Origin of the sequence: Mahella sp. (genome assembly GCF_020054945.1) — a bacterium.
Classification (GTDB): domain Bacteria; phylum Bacillota; class Clostridia; order Mahellales; family Mahellaceae; genus Mahella.
Genome location: NZ_JAIHAU010000011.1, coordinates 1 through 17,122 on the forward strand (window position 1 = coordinate 1; position 17,122 = coordinate 17,122).

A 17,122-nucleotide genomic window follows, 5' to 3' on the forward strand; every position below is an offset into this window, starting at 1 on the left:
GTAATAAAGACATAATGAGATAAAAATCAAATTTTATTGGACGGCAAGGCTAATGTACTGTTTGATTTTGAGCGAAAATAGGTACAGCGCAAATAGCTCAGTAAAAGATATTCTTGAATTAGGGACGGGTTCGGTGATAGAATTGGATAGATTGGCTGGAGAGCCGATCGATATATTAGTCAATGGTAAACTAGTGGCAAAAGGCGAGGTGATAGTTATCGACGAGAATTTCGGAGTCCGTATTATAGAAATGATAAGCCAAACGACTGCAAAAAACACTAAATAAAATAGGGGAGGAGCTAGATATAATGGCAAAAAAAGTCTTGATCGTGGACGATGCAGCTTTTATGAGGATGATGATAAAAGATATACTTACTAAAAACGGATATGAGGTATCTGCCGAGGCCGAAAATGGCTTAAAAGCTATTGAAAAATATAAAGAGGATAAGCCGGATCTGGTCATAATGGATATAACCATGCCTGAAATGGACGGCATAGAATCTGTAAAAAAAATAAAAAGCTTGGATCCGAACGCTAATATCATAATGTGTTCGGCTATGGGACAGCAGGCTATGGTCATTGAGGCTATTCAGGCGGGCGCTAAGGATTTTATAGTAAAGCCGTTTCAGGCTGATAGGGTTGTAGAAGCTGTAAAGAAAGCTGTGGGTTAAGACTATGCCCGATGGCGGTAATGCATGGCTGAGCGCTGTGCTGGCCATATTTGTATTCGTAATAATCATTGCAGGCGCCTATTATGCCACGCGTTTCATAGGCAAAAAGTCTATCGGTTTGTCGAAAGGCAGGTACATAGAGATTATAGATCGAGCGATGCTTTCGAATGACAAATGGTTATGCATAGTTAAAGTGGGGGAAAGATATTATCTTTTATCTGTGGCGCCATCGTCGGTAAGCCTTATAACAGAGTTGACGCCGGACCAGATCGCGTTTACCGACAAAAGCGATGCGCTGGAGGGCAATACATCGTTTGCGGCATATATACAGGCTTTTAGGAAAAAGATTGGGAATAAGACGGATGAAACGAATAAAAATTAGGATTACGCTGTTATTTCTTGTCATTATGTTTGCGTGGGCATTAAGCGGTACAAACAGCGCATACGCAGCCCCTGAGATCCCTATACCCAATATAAGTGTCGATATAGAGCCTGCCCAGACGCCGCAGGAAACGGCGTTAAGCCTTCAAATACTACTGCTGTTGACGATACTGTCATTAGCTCCGGCTATATTGATAATGCTGACCTCATTTACCAGGATCATCGTTGTATTATCGTTTGTTCGGAGCGCATTAGGTTTGCAGCAGATGCCGCCTAACCAGGTCATCATAGGATTAGCTTTATTTTTGACGTTTTTTACCATGTCACCCGTAGCTACGCAGATCAATCAGACGGCGCTGCAGCCCTATATGAATGGGCAGATAGATCAGCAGCAAGCAATAGATAATGCGATGGTGCCGCTCAGGGAGTTTATGTTCAAGGAAACACGTGAAAAAGACTTGAATTTGTTTGTAAATCTGTCTGGCATGGGCACGCCTGAACAACTGTCAGACATACCGTCTACGGTATTGATACCGGCTTTTATAATAAGCGAGCTTAAAACGGCGTTCCAGATAGGTTTTTTGATATATGTGCCATTCATAGTGATAGATATGGTGGTAGCCACCACGCTTATGTCCATGGGTATGATGATGATACCGCCGGTTATGATATCGCTGCCGTTTAAGGTATTGCTGTTTATCATGGTGGATGGATGGAATCTGGTAGTGCAGTCGCTTATAACCAGCTTTCATTGAAAGGAGGCAGGAAAATGTCTCAGGCACAGGTTCTCAGCATAGTGCGGAATGCCCTTTACATGGTCATACTGTTGTCAGCACCTATGGCTATATTTGGCCTTGTGGTGGGGATAATAGTGTCTATATTTCAGGCTGTAACGCAGATAAACGAACAGACGCTGGTATTTATACCTAAAATAATAGCTATAATAGTAGCCGTTATATTATTCGGCCCATGGATGCTAAATACTATGATAGATTTTACCAATGATATATTTCATAGCATGCTATCGTTTATACAGTGATATCTATGGATATTTTGAATTATATACCGACGTTTTTGCTTATATTTATGCGTATGACCGGCCTGTTTGTGCTTTCTCCAGTATTCGGCAGGCGCGAGGTGCCGGCTTACTTGAAAATAGGGATGTCATTTATGATGGCAATGGTGCTGCTCAATACCATGCCGCTTCAAAGCATGGATATAGTAAATAATATCTGGCTATATGGGTGGATATTGCTTAAGGAAATGCTTATAGGCATGGTGATGGGTTATATAACCACATTAGCGTTCTCGGCTATCCTCATAGCGGGACAGATAATGGATTTTCAGATAGGCTTTGGCATGGTGAACGCCTTTGACCCCATAAATGAGGTGGCTGTACCGATAGTGGGCAATCTCATCAATATGATGGCCCTGCTGTTATTCTTCGGGATGAATGGGCACCATGTGTTGATATCGCTCTTGTTTGACAGCTATACGGTATTGCCTGTAGGCGGTTTTAGTATAGAACCCGACATATTATGGTATATATTGGACATATTTATTCAGACGTTTGTATGGGCTATAAAGCTGGCTATACCGCTTATGGCCGTATTATTGCTCACCGAGGTCATGCTGGGGATACTGAGCAGGGCGCTGCCGCAAATGAATGTATTCGTCATGGGCATGCCGATAAGGCTTATGATAGGCCTTATAATGCTATTATTGGTATTGCCGGTATATGTGAATCTTATGGAACCGCTGTTTGCGGATATGTTCGACGGTATAAGCGGTTTTATGCAAAGGATGGTGCAATGATCTGGTATATAGACCTTCAGCTGTTTGCTGACGATGAAAAAACCGAACAGCCTACGCCTAAACGCCGTAGAGAGGCACGGGAGAAAGGTCAGGTTTTCAAAAGTACCGAGATAAATATGGTAGCTGTCTTGCTGGTATCGTTTCTGATAATCAAAGCAATATTTCCCAGCCTATTGCAGATGCTGACCGCGTATGAGCGCCAGGTTTATACGATGGCCGGTTCAGCAGATAGCATATACACGAGCGAAGGCCTATCAACGCTATTTATGGATACTATAATGCAGATAGGCAAAGCCCTATGGCCGTTTATATTGAGCATGTCCATAATAGGGATAGCTGTAAATATCGCCCAGGTCGGTTTTATATTTTCCGGCAAGCCTTTGGCAATGGATCTTGGAAGATTGAATCCTATAGCCGGGTTTAAGCGTATATTTTCCAAAAGGGCTATAAACGAACTGGTAAAATCTATATTGAAAATAGCCATTATAGGATATGTAGCCTATATGGAGATAAGAAATGATATAAATATATTCCTCGCTATGAGCCGCGAAGGCACGTCGGTCATGGTTTATGATATGGTCAACATAGTATTGAATGCAGCTATAAAACTCACGGCTGTAATGGCAATAGTGGCTGTATTGGACTATATATTTCAGCGCCGGGAATATGAACGAGACCTCAGAATGTCCAAACAAGAGGTAAAGCAGGAGTTTAAGGAGACCGAGGGCGATCCGCAGATAAAAGCGCGGATCAGGCAAATACAGAGGCAATTGGCTATGATGCGGATGATGCAGCAGGTACCCAAAGCGGATGTGGTTATAACAAATCCGACGCATTTTGCAGTTGCTCTGCGATACGACGCCGAAACTGAACAGGCACCGGTTATATTAGCCAAAGGTGCCGATTATATGGCACAACGCATAAAAGAGGCGGCCAGACAAAACCGTGTGCCGATAGTAGAGAACCGGGAATTAGCCAGAAACCTTTATTATGCCGTGGATATAGGGCAAATAATACCGCCTAAATTTTACGAGGCGGTGGCTGAAGTGCTGGCTTACGTATATAACATGGGTAGGAGGTGAAATATATGAAACTCGGCGATATAGCGATAGCATTTGTAGTGGTGGCTGTGACACTGTTGATAATAATACCGTTGCCATCGGGATTATTGGATGTGCTTTTGTCATTTAATATAGCATTGGCTTTGATAATACTGCTCATAAGCCTATACGTAAAAGAGCCTTTGGAATTCTCCATATTCCCCTCGTTGCTGCTTTTAACGACTATTTTTCGCATAGCGCTCAATATATCATCGACAAGATTGATATTATCGGATGGCTATGCCGGTCAGGTCATAGAGGCCTTTGGCAATTTTGTCATAGGCAATGACATAATAGTGGGCGTAATAATATTCCTTATCATATTTGTGGTACAGTTTATTGTCGTAACCAGAGGAGCGGAAAGAGTGGCCGAAGTGGCTGCAAGGTTTACCTTGGATGCTATGCCGGGCAAACAAATGGCCATAGACGCCGATCTCAATTCCGGTATTATAAGCGAAACCCAAGCCAGGGAGCGACGTACCAAGATACAGCGCGAAGCCGATTTCTACGGCGCGATGGACGGCGCAAGCAAATTCGTCAAAGGCGATGCGATAGTAAGCATCATAATTGCCGTTATAAATATAGTAGGCGGCATAATAACCGGAATGCTGGTGCAAGGCATGGACTTTGCCGAGGTACTGAACCGCTATACGCTGCTGACGGTGGGCGACGGTTTGGTGAGCCAGGTGCCGGCTCTGCTTATCTCTGTGGGAACAGGTATAATAGTGACGCGCGCAGCCTCGGAGTCCAATATGAGCCGCGACCTCATATCACAGGTATCATCTCAACCTATAGCTATGCTTGTAGCCGGTTTAACCCTGATAGTGCTGGCTTTCATGGGACTGCCGAAAGTGCCGATGTTTTCCATAGGAGGCGTTTTTATATATCTAGGCTATACCATACAAAATACGACAAAACTTAAGCAACAGCAAGAGGAAACCAGCGCTGAAAAAACGCGCACCGATGAGATACGCCGGCCGGAAAATGTATTGCCGTTATTACAGGTGGATCCGATAGAATTGGAGTTCGGATACAATCTTATACCGTTGGCCGATGTTAATCAAGGCGGCGATTTGCTGGATCGCGTCGTTATGATAAGGCGCCAATTGGCGCTGGATCTGGGCATAGTGGTGCCTATGATACGCATACGCGATAACATACAATTAAAGCCCAATCAATATGTCATAAAAATCAAGGGGGTCGAAGTGGCTGATGGTGAATTGATGCCGGACAGATACATGGCTATGAACCCGGGTACCGTGGAGCATGAGGTAAACGGTATACCGGCTGTCGAACCGGCTTTTGGCTTACCTGCCATATGGATAACAGCCGAACAGAAGGATGAGGCTGAAATGGCCGGTTACACCGTTGTGGATCCGCCGTCTGTGATGGCTACCCATTTGACAGAGGTCATACGAAGGCACAGTTATGAATTGCTGGGTCGCCAGGAGGTACAGGGGCTCATAGATAATATAAAGCAGACCCATCCGGTATTAGTGGACGAATTGATACCCAAACTTATGACGGTTGGAGAGGTGCAAAAAGTCCTGCAGAATTTATTGAAAGAGAATGTGCCGATAAGGGATATGGTAACTATATTGGAAACGTTAGCGGATTATGTAAATCTTACGCGTGATCCCGATATGCTCACCGAATATGTGAGGCATGCCTTGTCCAGAACGATTACAAGGCGTTTTATCCAAGGGAACAAAGCATCTGCCATAACAGTGGATCCCTCGCTGGAACAACTTATAATGGATTCTGTAAAACAGACCGAGCAAGGCACAATGATAGCGATGGAACCGTCTAAATTGCGCGCTATGCTATCGTCGTTATCCAATGAGATACGAAAGTTGTCCGGTACCGGCATACAGCCGATAGTTATAACATCGCCGGTAGTAAGAATATATTTCAAGAGGCTTACGGAACAATTGCTCCCCGATTTGCCGGTGCTGTCATATAATGAGCTGGAACCTTCTGTCGAGGTGCAGTCTGTAGGGATGGTGAGAATATAGACGATGGATGTAAAACATTACGTAGGCGACAATATGAGGGATATAATGGATCAGATAAGGGCGGAAATGGGCTCTGACGCCATAATACTTCATAGCGGTAAAACGCGCAAGAAAGGGTTTAAGGGTTGGTTTTCCAAACCTTTGATAGAAGTGGTGGCAGCGCGTGACCGTACTGCCGATGATAAACAGAATGATGCGGACAGCCGCAGGCTTCAAGCGATGGAGTTGCAGCTGAGCGGCTTACATTCGGCTATAGAGCGGCTTGCAGATATCAAGCAGAGCCAAAATACCGCCGAGATTAATCCAACATATTCAAAGTATATAGATATATTATCTGCCCATGGTGTCAACCCTGATATAGCGTCCGAAATAATGAATAAAGCGATGGCTATATATAAAGGCGGAGATATGCAGTGGTGCGTAGAAAGTGTGATAAAGGAATATTTAAGCCAACCCGTACCAATAAGCTTGGATAATGGAAGACAAAGTGTTATAATTTTCTTAGGGCCTACCGGTGTGGGCAAGACCACTACGCTGGCGAAATTGGCCGCGTATTACGGCATACAATTAGGTAAAAAAGCGGCGCTCATTACGGCCGATACATATCGCATAGCGGCGGTAGAACAGTTGCGCACATACAGCGATATAATGCAATTGCCATTGTCGGTGGTCTACTCGCCTAACGAGTTAAAGCAGGAAATCGCTCGTTACAGCGATACCGATATTATAATGATAGATACCCCTGGCAGAAGCCCTAATGACATAGATGGCATAAATGATATAAAAGATTTAATAAAAGCGAGTCAACCTACTGATATTTTTTTGCTGGTCAGCGCATCGTTTAACTATGCAGCTTGCCAGCGTTTGTGGCAACGTTTCGGCGACATCAAGGATATAAGGCTGTTGTTTACAAAGCTCGATGAAACCGATTGCTGGGGCACGATATTGAACATGCGGCATATCTCACGCCGGCCGCTGTCATATATAACCGACGGCCAGGTGGTGCCCGATGATATAAAGGTCGTCGATGTGGATGCGGTAGCGGCCAAGATAGCGAGGAATTAATATGGCGATAGGCGATCAGGCTGAACGTTTGAGGAGCATAATCAGCGATTTGAGGCTTCAGCATGATGAGCAATTCAATAGCAGGACTATCACGATAACCAGCGGAAAAGGCGGCGTCGGCAAAACCAATATAACGGTCAATCTGGCCATATGCCTGGCCATGCGTGGTTTTAGGACGGTAATACTGGATGCTGATTTCGGCTTATCCAATGTCGATGTCATGCTGGGTACGGTATCGAGGTACAGCTTTGTGGATTTATTAAAAAATGATAAACGGCTGGAAGATATATTGGGAATTGGTCCGGCTGGCGTAAGATTTATATCCGGTGGTTCGGGAGCGATAGAATTATTGAATATGGATAAGCGGCAACTGGATAGCATAATAGATAAGATGGCGTCTTTGGACAAGACGGCCGATATAATTCTGGTGGATACGGGGGCAGGTATAACGCCATCTGTTACAAGATTTATGCAGGCGTCCGATGAGGTGATATTGGTCGTGACACCTGAACCAGCCTCCTTGACCGACGCCTATGCCTTGGTGAAATCGTCCATAGGGTTAATAGAGCAATCCAAGATGCATATTGTATTCAATAGGGTGGCCGATATACGCGAGGCCAAAGATACGGAGGATAGATTTCTGACCACTGTCGAGCGTTTTTTAGGGGTCAGAGTGAATTCACTTGGCTGCGTAAATCATGATAATGCTGTACTTAAAGCCGTAAAAAAGCAGCAGCCGTTCATATTGGAGTATCCTCAATGCAAGGCGGCAGAGCAGATACGCACTATAGCCGATGCTTTACTGGGAACAAATAAAACCTATAGCATCGGAAGAAGTTATAATGGGATCAGAGGATTTCTAAACAGATTGTTGAAGGGGGCCTAGCGGAAGGTGATGGTTTATAATGATTATGAGATGAATGTGGGAGAGCGCATAGAATTAGAAATAGAAGATGATAATGGGGCTAAAACCACTTATATAAGTCAGGTGTATAACGTGCTTGATCAGAACCATATAGTGGTGGCCGGGCCTATAAAAAAAGGCAAAATAATACTGCTGCCCGTAGGCCAGCTTTTGGGAATTATATATTATAGATCGGACGGATGTTATCGATTCTACGCTAGGATAATGCAGCGTTTTAAAACAGATAAAGATGTGTATATCTATACCGTTGAAGCAGTAGGGCCGCGAGAAAGGATACAGCGCAGGAATTACTACAGGTTGGATATCGTGCTTCCGGTACAATTCATAAAGATAAGCGAAGGTGATGATGGAGTTCGGCGTCCGTTGCATAAGGCTTATACATTGGATATAAGCGGCGGCGGCATGCGAATAGCGGTACCTAAAAGTATCCCAATAAAAGAGAGGGATTTGCTGCAATGTCATATATTGTTAGACGATAATGTTAAATTAGAAGTAAAAGGCATTGTTGTGCGCGTATCGGCTTCCGACGATGAATCTAATATGCAGGAAATAGCCGTAGAGTTTAATGATATTCCCAATAATATCCGGGACAGATTGATAAGTTTCATATTCAAGCAACAGCTTAAATTGATTCAAAAGGGCTTGATATGACAGATACCATAATAGCGATAGGCTCGTCTACCGGCGGGCCAAGGGCTTTGGAGCGGATACTGACAGCACTTCCGGCAGATATCAAAGCGCCTGTAGTTATAGCGCAGCATATGCCTAAGGGATTTACGGCGTCTTTAGCTCAACGTTTGGACATGCTGTGCGATATTCATGTACGCGAAGCTGGAGATGGGGATATATTGGAGAATGGTACGGCTTATATAGCGCCGGGGAGCATGCATATGACAGTGACTCCGAGAGCGAATGGCCGGCTTGCGCTGCATATATTTGAGGACGAGATAAAATCGTATTATAAACCGTCGATAGATGTGCTGATGAAGTCTATAGCGCCTTTGCCAATAAGGAAGATAGGGATAATATTAACCGGCATGGGCAGCGATGGAGCAATTGGACTAAAGGCCATTAAACAAAACGGCGGCATAACGCTGGCACAGGATGAGGCCTCATGCGTGGTATTTGGCATGCCGGCGGCCGCCATAAAAGAGCAAGCGGTAGATAAAGTCTTACCGTTGAACGATATAGCGACAGAAATAATTAAGATATTGGGGGTATAGATATGGAGAATGAGCAGTATTTGCAGATGTTTATAGAAGAAACCAATGAACATCTGGAGGCCATGAACCAGCAACTTTTAAAGTTAGATCAGGATCCTGGCGATACTCAGGCTATAAACGAGATATTCAGGGCTATACATACTATAAAAGGTATGGCGGGCAGCATGCAGTTTAACAAAATGCAGCAATTAGCACATGATGTGGAGAATGTATTGGATGCACTGAGAAAGGGAGAAATTACAGCTACGCCGGATATGCTCGACCTCTTGTTTCAATGCCTGGACGTATTGCAATCGCAGCTTGAAAGCATAGCATCGTCAGCGACCGAGGGCGACAATGATTTTACTCAGATTATCGATAGGCTCTATACTTATTTGCCCTCTAATGGGCAAAACGTATCAGCAGTCGAGAAATCTGTACCGCCGTCGATAAATCAATATGTGGATAATGTCGTGCGCGTAGCCAATGAAAAAGGATATACAGCGTATAAGATACATATCGTATTGCGCCCTGATTGCCTGTTGAAGTCAGCGAGGGCATATATAGTATTTAAAACATTGGAGGAATTTGCCGAAATAATAGACTCTGTACCATCTGCTCAAGATATAGAAAATGAGAAATTTGACAGGGACTTTACGCTTACCGTGCTCACAAAAGAACCCGAACAATATATATACGAGAGGATAAATTCCGTATCGGAGATAGAAAGCGTAACCGTACAAGAATTAAACGAAAGCGATGATAAAACGCAGAAAACTGAGCGTGTTCAGCAAAATCAACAGGATCAAAACAAATCGTCGTCCGGCAGCGCACCAGTGGGACAGAAAGCTAGTAAGAGCATACGTGTAGATATAGAGCGTCTTGATGATTTTATGAATTTGGCCAGCGAGCTTATAATAACCCGTAATCGTATAGAAGGTATAGGCGTCGGACAGGATAACCCCGAATTAAACGAGGCTATAGAATATATGAGCCGCCTTACCTCGAATCTGCATGACCTGGTCATGAAGATACGCATGGTACCTATAGATCTGGTATTCAATAGATTTCCGAGGGTTATAAGGGATTTATCCAGAACCACTAATAAAAAGGTGGAATTGGTGATGAGCGGTAACGAGACCGAGATCGATAGAAGCATAGTGGAAGAATTAGGCGATCCGCTCATACATCTTATACGCAATGCCGTGGATCACGGTATAGAGCTGCCGGAAGAACGCGTAAAACAGGGCAAACCTGAGATCGGTACGGTAGAGCTACGCGCATATAATGACGGCGATAATGTGGTGGTTGAGGTCAAAGATGACGGAGAGGGCATAGACATAGCTAAAGTGGCCAGAAAAGCCATAGAAAAAGGATTGGCTGATGAAAGCCAGGTAGAAGAAATGAGCGATGAAGACATAATCTCATTTTTATTCCAGCCAGGTTTTAGCACATCCGATGTAATAACTGATATATCTGGTAGAGGCGTGGGGCTCGATGTGGTCAAGACCAAGATCGAATCTTTGGGCGGAACGGTTGACGTAAGAAGTGAACTCGGAAAGGGCACGCGTTTTATCATAAGGATGCCGCTAACGTTATCTATTATTCAAGCATTGCTGGTTATGGTAGGGTCTGAGGTGTATGCTATACCTCTTAATTCCATAATTGAAATAATAGATGTAAACGCTGCTGATATAAAGAGCATAAGGCGTCAGCAGGAGGTCATAGACTTCCGTTCGTCCCTTATACCGTTTGTGCGCTTGAAACAAGTGTTAAATGTACTGGATAACCAACAAGATGTCCACGGCACTATTACCACGGTAATAGTCAGAAAAGGGGATAAAATTGCAGGTTTTGCAGTAGACGCGTTAATAGATCAGGAGGATATAGTCATAAAGCCGTTGGGCAAATACCTTTCGCACATAAAGAGCATATCGGGTGCCACTATACTGGGCAATGGGCAAATAGCCTTTATACTAGATATAAATCATTTGCTTTAAGAATGGGAGTGATAGAAATGGTAGAGCAGTTTGTAATATTCAGCATTGGTCCGGAAAATTATGGATTAGATGTTGCTATGGTTTCATCTATAGAACGCATATTGCCTATAACCAGAATGCCGTATGCTGAAGATTTCGTTATAGGCGTTATGAATCTGCGCGGCGATATCATACCGGTTATAGACATGCATAGGCGACTTGGGATGGATGAAATTGAAGATACGGAAACCAGCCGGATCATAATAATACAATATGAGGATTATATCGTAGGGTTGAAGGTTGATGCCGTATCCAATGTAAAGTATTTTGATACAGATGAAATTCAGCCGTTCGATAAGATTTCCTCTGCTGATAGAAACCAATATATTGACCGCGTCATATATGATGGCGACGATATGATATTGGTACCAGATGTGTCCGGGTTACTCAATATAGCCAGGGATTGAAAGGAAGGAATGTTGGCATATGGTCGATATTGATGGGCTTAATTCATTTGAAATAGATGTATTAAGGGAAATAGGTAATATAGGTGCCGGCAATGCGGCCACAGCGCTTGCCAAAATGCTTTCCAAAAAGGTAAATATGCATGTGCCAGAGGTCAGGATAATGGATCTAAAAAATGTTCCTGATGTGCTTGGCGGCGCGGAACAGCCTGTAATGGGCGTTTATCTGGATTTTGAGGGCGATGTGGAAGGAAGTGTATTGTTGGTGATGGATGAAACGTCGGCTCATATATTGATAGATATGATGATGGGCAGGCCTGTCGATACTAACCGTCCGTTGAATGATATAGATCTCTCGGCTGTACAAGAATTAGGCAATATACTGACCAGTTCGTACCTCGGAGCTTTGGCTACGCTGGCAAAACTGAATGTTAGGCCATCTATTCCATGTTTAGCTATAGATATGGCCGGCGCGATATTGAGCGTACCCGCTGTAGAGTTCGGGATGACGAGCGATAAGGTGTTATTTATAGAAACGGAATTTATCGAAGGTGCTGATAATGTGCGCGTGTATTTTTTCCTTGTACCCGACGTCGATTCTTACGACACCATATTAAAGGCATTGGGGGTTATACAATAAACCATGCCTCAATTAATAAAGGTTGGTATGGCTGATCTGAATATAGCATTGTACCCGAATATATTGACCACCATAGGACTGGGTTCATGCGTTGGGATTGCGCTATATGATAAAATAAATAAGATAGGCGGGTTGGCGCATATAATGTTGCCATCCAGCAAGGATATAAAAAATAATTCTAATAAGGCCAAATTCGCGGATACAGCCATCGAGATTTTACTGACGATGATGCTGGAAAATAAAGCGGATAAAAAGAACATAGTATGTAAATTGGCCGGAGGAGCTCAGATGTTTGCGTTGAAAAACAGCTCCGGCAACAACGACATACTGAATATAGGCATACGCAATGTAGCGGCAGTTAAAAAAGTTTTAGAAGAGCTTAAAATACCTGTTATAGCCGAGGATACAGGTGGGAATTTTGGCCGTACCATAGAATTGTATACGGAGGATGGCGGATTAATGGTAAAGACTATAGGCCACGGAACCAAGATAATATGATATTGAAGCAAGGACTGTAAAAATGGACGGAAAAAATATACCTATAGATATAGATGAATTGTGGCAGGAATATAAAAAAACATCGAATATAGAGTATCGAAACAAATTAGCCGAACATTACGCGCCGATGATAAAATATATCGCTTCCAGGTTGATGATATATAATACGGGCGATGATTTGGACGACCTTGTAGGGTACGGGGTTTTCGGCCTTCTGGATGCCATAGAGCGATATGATCCTTCTCGCGATGTGAAATTTGAGACCTACGCTTCTCATAGGATAAGGGGCGCTATAATAGACAATTTACGTAAAAAGGACGTAATCCCGAGGAGCGTGCGCGATAAAGTGAAGCATTTAGATGCGGTTTATAAGCAATTAGAGGCGACTTCTGATAAACCGGTTTCAGATGAGGATTTATGCCGTTACTTGGGGATATCGATCGAACAACTCGATGCCCTTTATGCCGATATCAATAGATTCAATTGCATATCCCTGGATGAAATATTTGTAGATGAATGGAATATAGGCGATGCCGAAAGCTCGGAAAGCGTTTACGATAGGGTGGAGCTTAAGCAGGTACTGAGCGAAGCGGTTTCCAAGCTGTCGGATAGGGAGAAACGGTTGCTGCAGTTGTATTATTATGACGGCCTGACGTTGAAAGAAATCGGCAAAGTATTGGGAATATCGGAATCAAGGGTATCGCAGCTTCATACCAAAGCTTTGCTTCAATTGAGAAACAGATTGCGCAAAATGCAGTTTATCGCCGGATAAATTCATTAATTTTTATATAGAATGAGGGATGGCTATGACGCAGCAGGATTATATAATAGTGGAGGCCGATACATATGAGGAAGCTGTCAGCCGGGCGCTTAAAATGTTGGATAAGAGCGCCGAAGAAGTGGAGATTGAGGTTTTAGAACAGCCTAGGAAGATCCTTAATGTAACAGTGCGCCCATGTAAGATCATGGTTAAAATCCGATCTATCGATAACAAACCTGAATCTATAGACGGAAGCTTTGTGCTGGAATATAAAGAAGACGGTGTTTATCTTACCGTGAATGGGCCTGTAGGAAACGGCAAACCTGTAGATGAAAGGGTTTTAATAGACAAAATCAAACGAAAGAATATCGAACAGATAGATAATAAAGCGGTATTTTTAGCTATTTATACGGCTGACGGCATTCCCGTAAAAATAGCACCGCCACAGAGCGAACATCCTGTAGACGCCGAGGTCGATATTTCAATTTCCCGAGATGCTATGGAGGCATACATGTGTATCTTCCCGGAGGACGGGGGCAAGCCGTGTGATATGGATATGGTAAGAAACGCAATAGATAAAGCCGGGATAAAATATGGTATAAATTGGGACGCCATAGAGTCAGCTTTGCAACAAGGGCTTTTTAATCAAAATATCTTGATAGCCAAAGGTAATGAGCCAATAAATGGACAAAATGGATACATAGAATACACTGTGCAATTGGATGCCGATGCAAAGCCTAGGATATTGGAAGATGGGACTGTGGATTATAAGCATCTGGATTTGATAAAGAATGTGCGAAAGGGGGATGTGCTGGCCAGGCGGATACCGCCGACATCGGGGACAGCGGGGCGGACCGTGCTGGATAAAGAAATACCGGCAAAGGATGGCAAGCCCGTTAATCTTTTGGGCGGGAAAAACACGGCAATATCGGAAGATGGCGATACATTGATAGCATCCATAGACGGACAGGTAGTAATTAGAGATGGCAAGATAAGTGTGCTGCCGGTGTATGAAGTGCCGGCCGATGTGGACAACTCCATAGGTGATATTGAATTTGTCGGCAATGTAAAAATAAAAGGCAATGTCCGTACAGGATTTAGTATTAAAGCTGCAGGTGATGTGGAAGTAATGGGTGTGGTAGAGGGCGCTACTATAATATCCGATGGCAGCATAGTATTGAGGAGCGGCGTGCAGGGTATGAATAAAGCGGTGCTAGAAGCAGGTGCCGATATAATAGCGCGTTTTGTGGAAAATGCTCATCTCGAAGCAGGGCATGATGTGGTTGCTGATGCTATAATGCATAGCTATATAAAAGCAGGAAATTCGGTTACAGCCGATGGCCGACGCGGCTTGATAGTGGGTGGCAATATAAAAGCGGCTATGGCGATAAATGCCAGGAATATAGGATCTTTTATGGCTACGGCTACAGAGTTGGAAGTTGGTATTGACCCTGGATTGAGGGAGCGGTATAATCAAATCAGCGTTAAACTGGAGGAGATGGACCGTCAGCTGAAAAATTACGATAAAGACATACAGACACTTACTAAAATGGAGACTCGCGGCGGATTGCCGGCGGATAGGCAACACCTGAAAATTGCCCGTATACAAAATAAAATTAAATTAGTGCAGGAGATAGCCGAATATAAAACACAATTAATTGAACTAGAAGAGCAGATGGAACAACTGTCGAATGGAACAGTAAATGTAAAAGATACTATTTTCCCGGGCGTTAAGATAACTATAGGTTCATCTGTGCTTAATATAATGAAAGAATTCCATTATGCGACTTTTAAGCGAGAGCACGGAGAAGTAGTGATGGTGGCTTATGAGAAGAAAGGGGGCTGATGATGGTCATGGATGTTCGTCCTATAGAAATGCTGCATGTTATCAATAAATCCGCCGAAGTATCAAGGATACAGAGCAATGACCAACATAGATATATAAATATGCAGCAATATATGGCCGAAGAGTCTAAAATACAATTGGAGCATAGGATGACAGAAGTAAATTATTCAAAACAAGCATATGCTGATAGCAATATATCGCCAGATGACCAAAGCAAAAGCGAATATCAGCCGAGCAGAAACCGGCATGAAGATAAAGAAGGAAACGATAAAGAAGATGCGATACGACCGTCCGGTTCGGTTATCGATATTATGATATAAGGGTATTTGCCATGTATATAGTATTATTAATAGGACTGTTTTTTATCATATTCTCCATACCTCTGCTTAAACGCGATATATCGGTCGTTGAAAAATATTCGATCGATATAGAGAAAAGCAAACATGAATTGGCTGAATTAAGGGAGTTGAAATATAATATACTCGCAGAGCTGGAAGATACGGTTGCGGAAAATGACGTCGACGATTTGTCAAGCGATATCGTCAGGCTGGCCGAGAGCGGATATACTGTCAGCGATATAGCGCGGCAGTTAGACAGAGGGGTAGGAGAGGTACAGATTATGTTACGCATAGGCCAAATGCGCCGTCAGAAACGCGATGATGTCTCGCCATGAAACGGATATTTTGGGGCAGCCTTGTATTAGGCATGGGCATAGGTATTTTTGTTACGGCGTTATTGTCTATTATATGGTTTGACAGACAAGCTGTCGATAATGCCTTATCCGACCAACAGATAATGGAAAAAGCTAAAGCGCTCGGTATGATAGACCCCACAGAAGGCAGTTATAAGCAAAGCATAACGGTAGATGAAAAGGCACATGAGGAAACCGAAACAGGATCTTCCTCACAAGAAAGCTTTGTGATATTGACTGTAAATAAGGGCATGACTGTGTCCGATGTGGCCGGCATATTGAGGGATAGCGGTGTTATATCCGATGCCGATGCTTTTATAAATGAGGTGCGCAAAGCGGATTTGATAACCAGACTTCAGCCTGGTATTTTTGAGATAAAGAAGGGCAGCACCACGGATGAAATCATCCGTTTATTATTTAACAAATAATGGAGGTAATATTATGTTAACGAGTAGCCGGATAGTTGAGGCTAGACAAAGGGCACTGGAATTTTATGAAAAAGCCCATATCGTATTAACCGATGAGGAAAAAGCAAATATAGAAGTAGCGGACTTTGGCTTAGGTGATTTAGAGCATAGCGGTTTGGAACTGGTTGTCTATGTAAATACTGATAGGGTATGTGCCAAAGAAATGGTTTTATTTCCGCATCAAACATGCCCTGAACATCGTCATCCTGATATAAACGGCAAGCCAGGCAAAGAGGAGACGTTTCGTTGCCGGTGGGGAAAGGTTTATCTGTATGTACCAGGGAAAGCGACGCCACATCCGAAAGCCAAGCCGCCTGAAGGTCATGAGACTTATTATACCGTTTGGCATGAGGTGGAGCTGAAACCTGGCCAGCAGTACACGTTGCTGCCTGACACGCTCCATTGGTTTCAGGCCGGTCCGGAAGGTGCGGTAATATCAGAATTTTCCACTACCAGTATGGATGAATTCGATATATTCACCGACCCCGATATAAATCGTGTACCTCAAGTAGTAGAATAAGTATCGGTGTCGAGGCTTTGCTTTAATAAGCAAGGCTTTATTTTTTGTTGGTGTCAATTATTCACCTAACAAAATAGGCATAT

21 protein-coding genes and 1 pseudogene are annotated in these 17,122 nt (G+C 43.4%); all 22 read left to right on the top strand.

Annotated features, from left to right (window positions below; translation table 11 throughout):
* Window positions 1-100 precede the first annotated feature (100 nt).
* A pseudogene (locus JG770_RS03640) lies at window positions 101-286 on the top strand (FliM/FliN family flagellar motor switch protein); the annotation flags it as partial.
* 22 nt (window positions 287-308) lie between these two features.
* Complete coding sequence (locus tag JG770_RS03645) at window positions 309-671, top strand: response regulator (protein WP_291955345.1); 363 nt, start codon at window positions 309-311, stop codon at window positions 669-671.
* A gap of 4 nt (window positions 672-675) precedes the next feature.
* A complete protein-coding gene (gene fliO, locus JG770_RS03650) occupies window positions 676-1,053 on the top strand; it encodes a flagellar biosynthetic protein FliO (protein ID WP_291955348.1) in 378 nt (125 codons plus the stop codon).
* Window positions 1,054-1,078: 25 nt separating this feature from the next.
* The gene (gene fliP / locus JG770_RS03655) at window positions 1,079-1,807 is read left to right on the top strand and encodes a flagellar type III secretion system pore protein FliP (RefSeq protein ID WP_363320907.1); all 729 of its coding nucleotides are present in this window, start codon (window positions 1,079-1,081) and stop codon (window positions 1,805-1,807) included.
* A 14-nt stretch (window positions 1,808-1,821) separates the two neighbouring features.
* Window positions 1,822-2,091: a flagellar biosynthesis protein FliQ gene (gene fliQ, locus JG770_RS03660; protein ID WP_291955353.1), complete on the top strand. Its 270-nt coding sequence runs from the start codon at window positions 1,822-1,824 to the stop codon at window positions 2,089-2,091.
* Between the two features lie 5 nt (window positions 2,092-2,096).
* Window positions 2,097-2,867, top strand: a complete 771-nt coding sequence (gene fliR, locus JG770_RS03665) for a flagellar biosynthetic protein FliR (protein WP_291955354.1) — start codon at window positions 2,097-2,099, stop codon at window positions 2,865-2,867.
* Window positions 2,864-3,949: a flagellar biosynthesis protein FlhB gene (flhB, locus tag JG770_RS03670; RefSeq protein WP_291955357.1), complete on the top strand. Its 1,086-nt coding sequence runs from the start codon at window positions 2,864-2,866 to the stop codon at window positions 3,947-3,949. Before fliR ends, flhB begins: the two co-directional genes overlap by 4 nt.
* A 5-nt stretch (window positions 3,950-3,954) precedes the next feature.
* Window positions 3,955-5,982 (top strand): flagellar biosynthesis protein FlhA, encoded by a 2,028-nt coding sequence (gene flhA, locus JG770_RS03675; protein WP_291955361.1) that lies wholly within the window; start codon window positions 3,955-3,957, stop codon window positions 5,980-5,982.
* A gap of 3 nt (window positions 5,983-5,985) precedes the next feature.
* Complete coding sequence (locus JG770_RS03680; RefSeq protein WP_291955365.1) at window positions 5,986-7,047, top strand: hypothetical protein; 1,062 nt, start codon at window positions 5,986-5,988, stop codon at window positions 7,045-7,047.
* 1 nt (window position 7,048) lies between these two features.
* Window positions 7,049-7,933: a MinD/ParA family protein gene (locus JG770_RS03685; protein WP_291955368.1), complete on the top strand. Its 885-nt coding sequence runs from the start codon at window positions 7,049-7,051 to the stop codon at window positions 7,931-7,933.
* A gap of 9 nt (window positions 7,934-7,942) precedes the next feature.
* Window positions 7,943-8,623, top strand: a complete 681-nt coding sequence (locus tag JG770_RS03690) for a flagellar brake domain-containing protein (protein WP_291955443.1) — start codon at window positions 7,943-7,945, stop codon at window positions 8,621-8,623.
* Window positions 8,620-9,195, top strand: coding sequence for a CheB methylesterase domain-containing protein (locus JG770_RS03695; RefSeq protein ID WP_291955370.1), 576 nt, complete (start codon window positions 8,620-8,622; stop codon window positions 9,193-9,195). Before JG770_RS03690 ends, JG770_RS03695 begins: the two co-directional genes overlap by 4 nt.
* A 2-nt stretch (window positions 9,196-9,197) precedes the next feature.
* Window positions 9,198-11,174: a chemotaxis protein CheA gene (locus JG770_RS03700; RefSeq protein ID WP_291955372.1), complete on the top strand. Its 1,977-nt coding sequence runs from the start codon at window positions 9,198-9,200 to the stop codon at window positions 11,172-11,174.
* A 17-nt stretch (window positions 11,175-11,191) separates the two neighbouring features.
* On the top strand, window positions 11,192-11,620 hold the full coding sequence (locus JG770_RS03705) for a chemotaxis protein CheW (protein ID WP_291955374.1): 429 nt from the start codon (window positions 11,192-11,194) through the stop codon (window positions 11,618-11,620).
* 19 nt (window positions 11,621-11,639) lie between these two features.
* The gene (locus tag JG770_RS03710) at window positions 11,640-12,257 is read left to right on the top strand and encodes a chemotaxis protein CheC (protein ID WP_291955376.1); all 618 of its coding nucleotides are present in this window, start codon (window positions 11,640-11,642) and stop codon (window positions 12,255-12,257) included.
* A gap of 3 nt (window positions 12,258-12,260) precedes the next feature.
* Window positions 12,261-12,755, top strand: a complete 495-nt coding sequence (locus JG770_RS03715; RefSeq protein ID WP_291955379.1) for a chemotaxis protein CheD — start codon at window positions 12,261-12,263, stop codon at window positions 12,753-12,755.
* Between the two features lie 22 nt (window positions 12,756-12,777).
* A complete protein-coding gene (locus tag JG770_RS03720; RefSeq protein WP_291955382.1) occupies window positions 12,778-13,527 on the top strand; it encodes a FliA/WhiG family RNA polymerase sigma factor in 750 nt (249 codons plus the stop codon).
* A 34-nt stretch (window positions 13,528-13,561) separates the two neighbouring features.
* Window positions 13,562-15,361: a FapA family protein gene (locus JG770_RS03725; protein ID WP_291955385.1), complete on the top strand. Its 1,800-nt coding sequence runs from the start codon at window positions 13,562-13,564 to the stop codon at window positions 15,359-15,361.
* Between the two features lie 8 nt (window positions 15,362-15,369).
* On the top strand, window positions 15,370-15,681 hold the full coding sequence (locus tag JG770_RS03730; RefSeq protein ID WP_291955388.1) for a hypothetical protein: 312 nt from the start codon (window positions 15,370-15,372) through the stop codon (window positions 15,679-15,681).
* An 11-nt stretch (window positions 15,682-15,692) separates the two neighbouring features.
* Complete coding sequence (locus tag JG770_RS03735; protein ID WP_291955391.1) at window positions 15,693-16,034, top strand: hypothetical protein; 342 nt, start codon at window positions 15,693-15,695, stop codon at window positions 16,032-16,034.
* Window positions 16,031-16,480, top strand: a complete 450-nt coding sequence (locus JG770_RS03740; RefSeq protein ID WP_291955393.1) for a hypothetical protein — start codon at window positions 16,031-16,033, stop codon at window positions 16,478-16,480. Before JG770_RS03735 ends, JG770_RS03740 begins: the two co-directional genes overlap by 4 nt.
* 13 nt (window positions 16,481-16,493) lie before the next feature.
* Window positions 16,494-17,039, top strand: a complete 546-nt coding sequence (locus JG770_RS03745; protein ID WP_291955396.1) for a D-lyxose/D-mannose family sugar isomerase — start codon at window positions 16,494-16,496, stop codon at window positions 17,037-17,039.
* The last annotated feature ends 83 nt before the right edge of the window (window positions 17,040-17,122 follow it).

What these genes read in the sequence shown, in the direction of transcription:
- JG770_RS03645 (WP_291955345.1), top strand. Translation starts at nt 309, where the DNA reads ATGGCAAAAAAAGTCTTGATCGTGGACGATGCAGCTTTTATGAGGATG.
- fliO (WP_291955348.1), top strand. Translation starts at nt 676, where the DNA reads ATGCCCGATGGCGGTAATGCATGGCTGAGCGCTGTGCTGGCCATATTT.
- fliP (WP_363320907.1), top strand. Translation starts at nt 1,079, where the DNA reads ATGTTTGCGTGGGCATTAAGCGGTACAAACAGCGCATACGCAGCCCCT.
- fliQ (WP_291955353.1), top strand. Translation starts at nt 1,822, where the DNA reads ATGTCTCAGGCACAGGTTCTCAGCATAGTGCGGAATGCCCTTTACATG.
- fliR (WP_291955354.1), top strand. Translation starts at nt 2,097, where the DNA reads ATGGATATTTTGAATTATATACCGACGTTTTTGCTTATATTTATGCGT.
- flhB (WP_291955357.1), top strand. Translation starts at nt 2,864, where the DNA reads ATGATCTGGTATATAGACCTTCAGCTGTTTGCTGACGATGAAAAAACC.
- flhA (WP_291955361.1), top strand. Translation starts at nt 3,955, where the DNA reads ATGAAACTCGGCGATATAGCGATAGCATTTGTAGTGGTGGCTGTGACA.
- JG770_RS03680 (WP_291955365.1), top strand. Translation starts at nt 5,986, where the DNA reads ATGGATGTAAAACATTACGTAGGCGACAATATGAGGGATATAATGGAT.
- JG770_RS03685 (WP_291955368.1), top strand. Translation starts at nt 7,049, where the DNA reads ATGGCGATAGGCGATCAGGCTGAACGTTTGAGGAGCATAATCAGCGAT.
- JG770_RS03690 (WP_291955443.1), top strand. Translation starts at nt 7,943, where the DNA reads ATGGTTTATAATGATTATGAGATGAATGTGGGAGAGCGCATAGAATTA.
- JG770_RS03695 (WP_291955370.1), top strand. Translation starts at nt 8,620, where the DNA reads ATGACAGATACCATAATAGCGATAGGCTCGTCTACCGGCGGGCCAAGG.
- JG770_RS03700 (WP_291955372.1), top strand. Translation starts at nt 9,198, where the DNA reads ATGGAGAATGAGCAGTATTTGCAGATGTTTATAGAAGAAACCAATGAA.
- JG770_RS03705 (WP_291955374.1), top strand. Translation starts at nt 11,192, where the DNA reads ATGGTAGAGCAGTTTGTAATATTCAGCATTGGTCCGGAAAATTATGGA.
- JG770_RS03710 (WP_291955376.1), top strand. Translation starts at nt 11,640, where the DNA reads ATGGTCGATATTGATGGGCTTAATTCATTTGAAATAGATGTATTAAGG.
- JG770_RS03715 (WP_291955379.1), top strand. Translation starts at nt 12,261, where the DNA reads ATGCCTCAATTAATAAAGGTTGGTATGGCTGATCTGAATATAGCATTG.
- JG770_RS03720 (WP_291955382.1), top strand. Translation starts at nt 12,778, where the DNA reads ATGGACGGAAAAAATATACCTATAGATATAGATGAATTGTGGCAGGAA.
- JG770_RS03725 (WP_291955385.1), top strand. Translation starts at nt 13,562, where the DNA reads ATGACGCAGCAGGATTATATAATAGTGGAGGCCGATACATATGAGGAA.
- JG770_RS03730 (WP_291955388.1), top strand. Translation starts at nt 15,370, where the DNA reads ATGGATGTTCGTCCTATAGAAATGCTGCATGTTATCAATAAATCCGCC.
- JG770_RS03735 (WP_291955391.1), top strand. Translation starts at nt 15,693, where the DNA reads ATGTATATAGTATTATTAATAGGACTGTTTTTTATCATATTCTCCATA.
- JG770_RS03740 (WP_291955393.1), top strand. Translation starts at nt 16,031, where the DNA reads ATGAAACGGATATTTTGGGGCAGCCTTGTATTAGGCATGGGCATAGGT.
- JG770_RS03745 (WP_291955396.1), top strand. Translation starts at nt 16,494, where the DNA reads ATGTTAACGAGTAGCCGGATAGTTGAGGCTAGACAAAGGGCACTGGAA.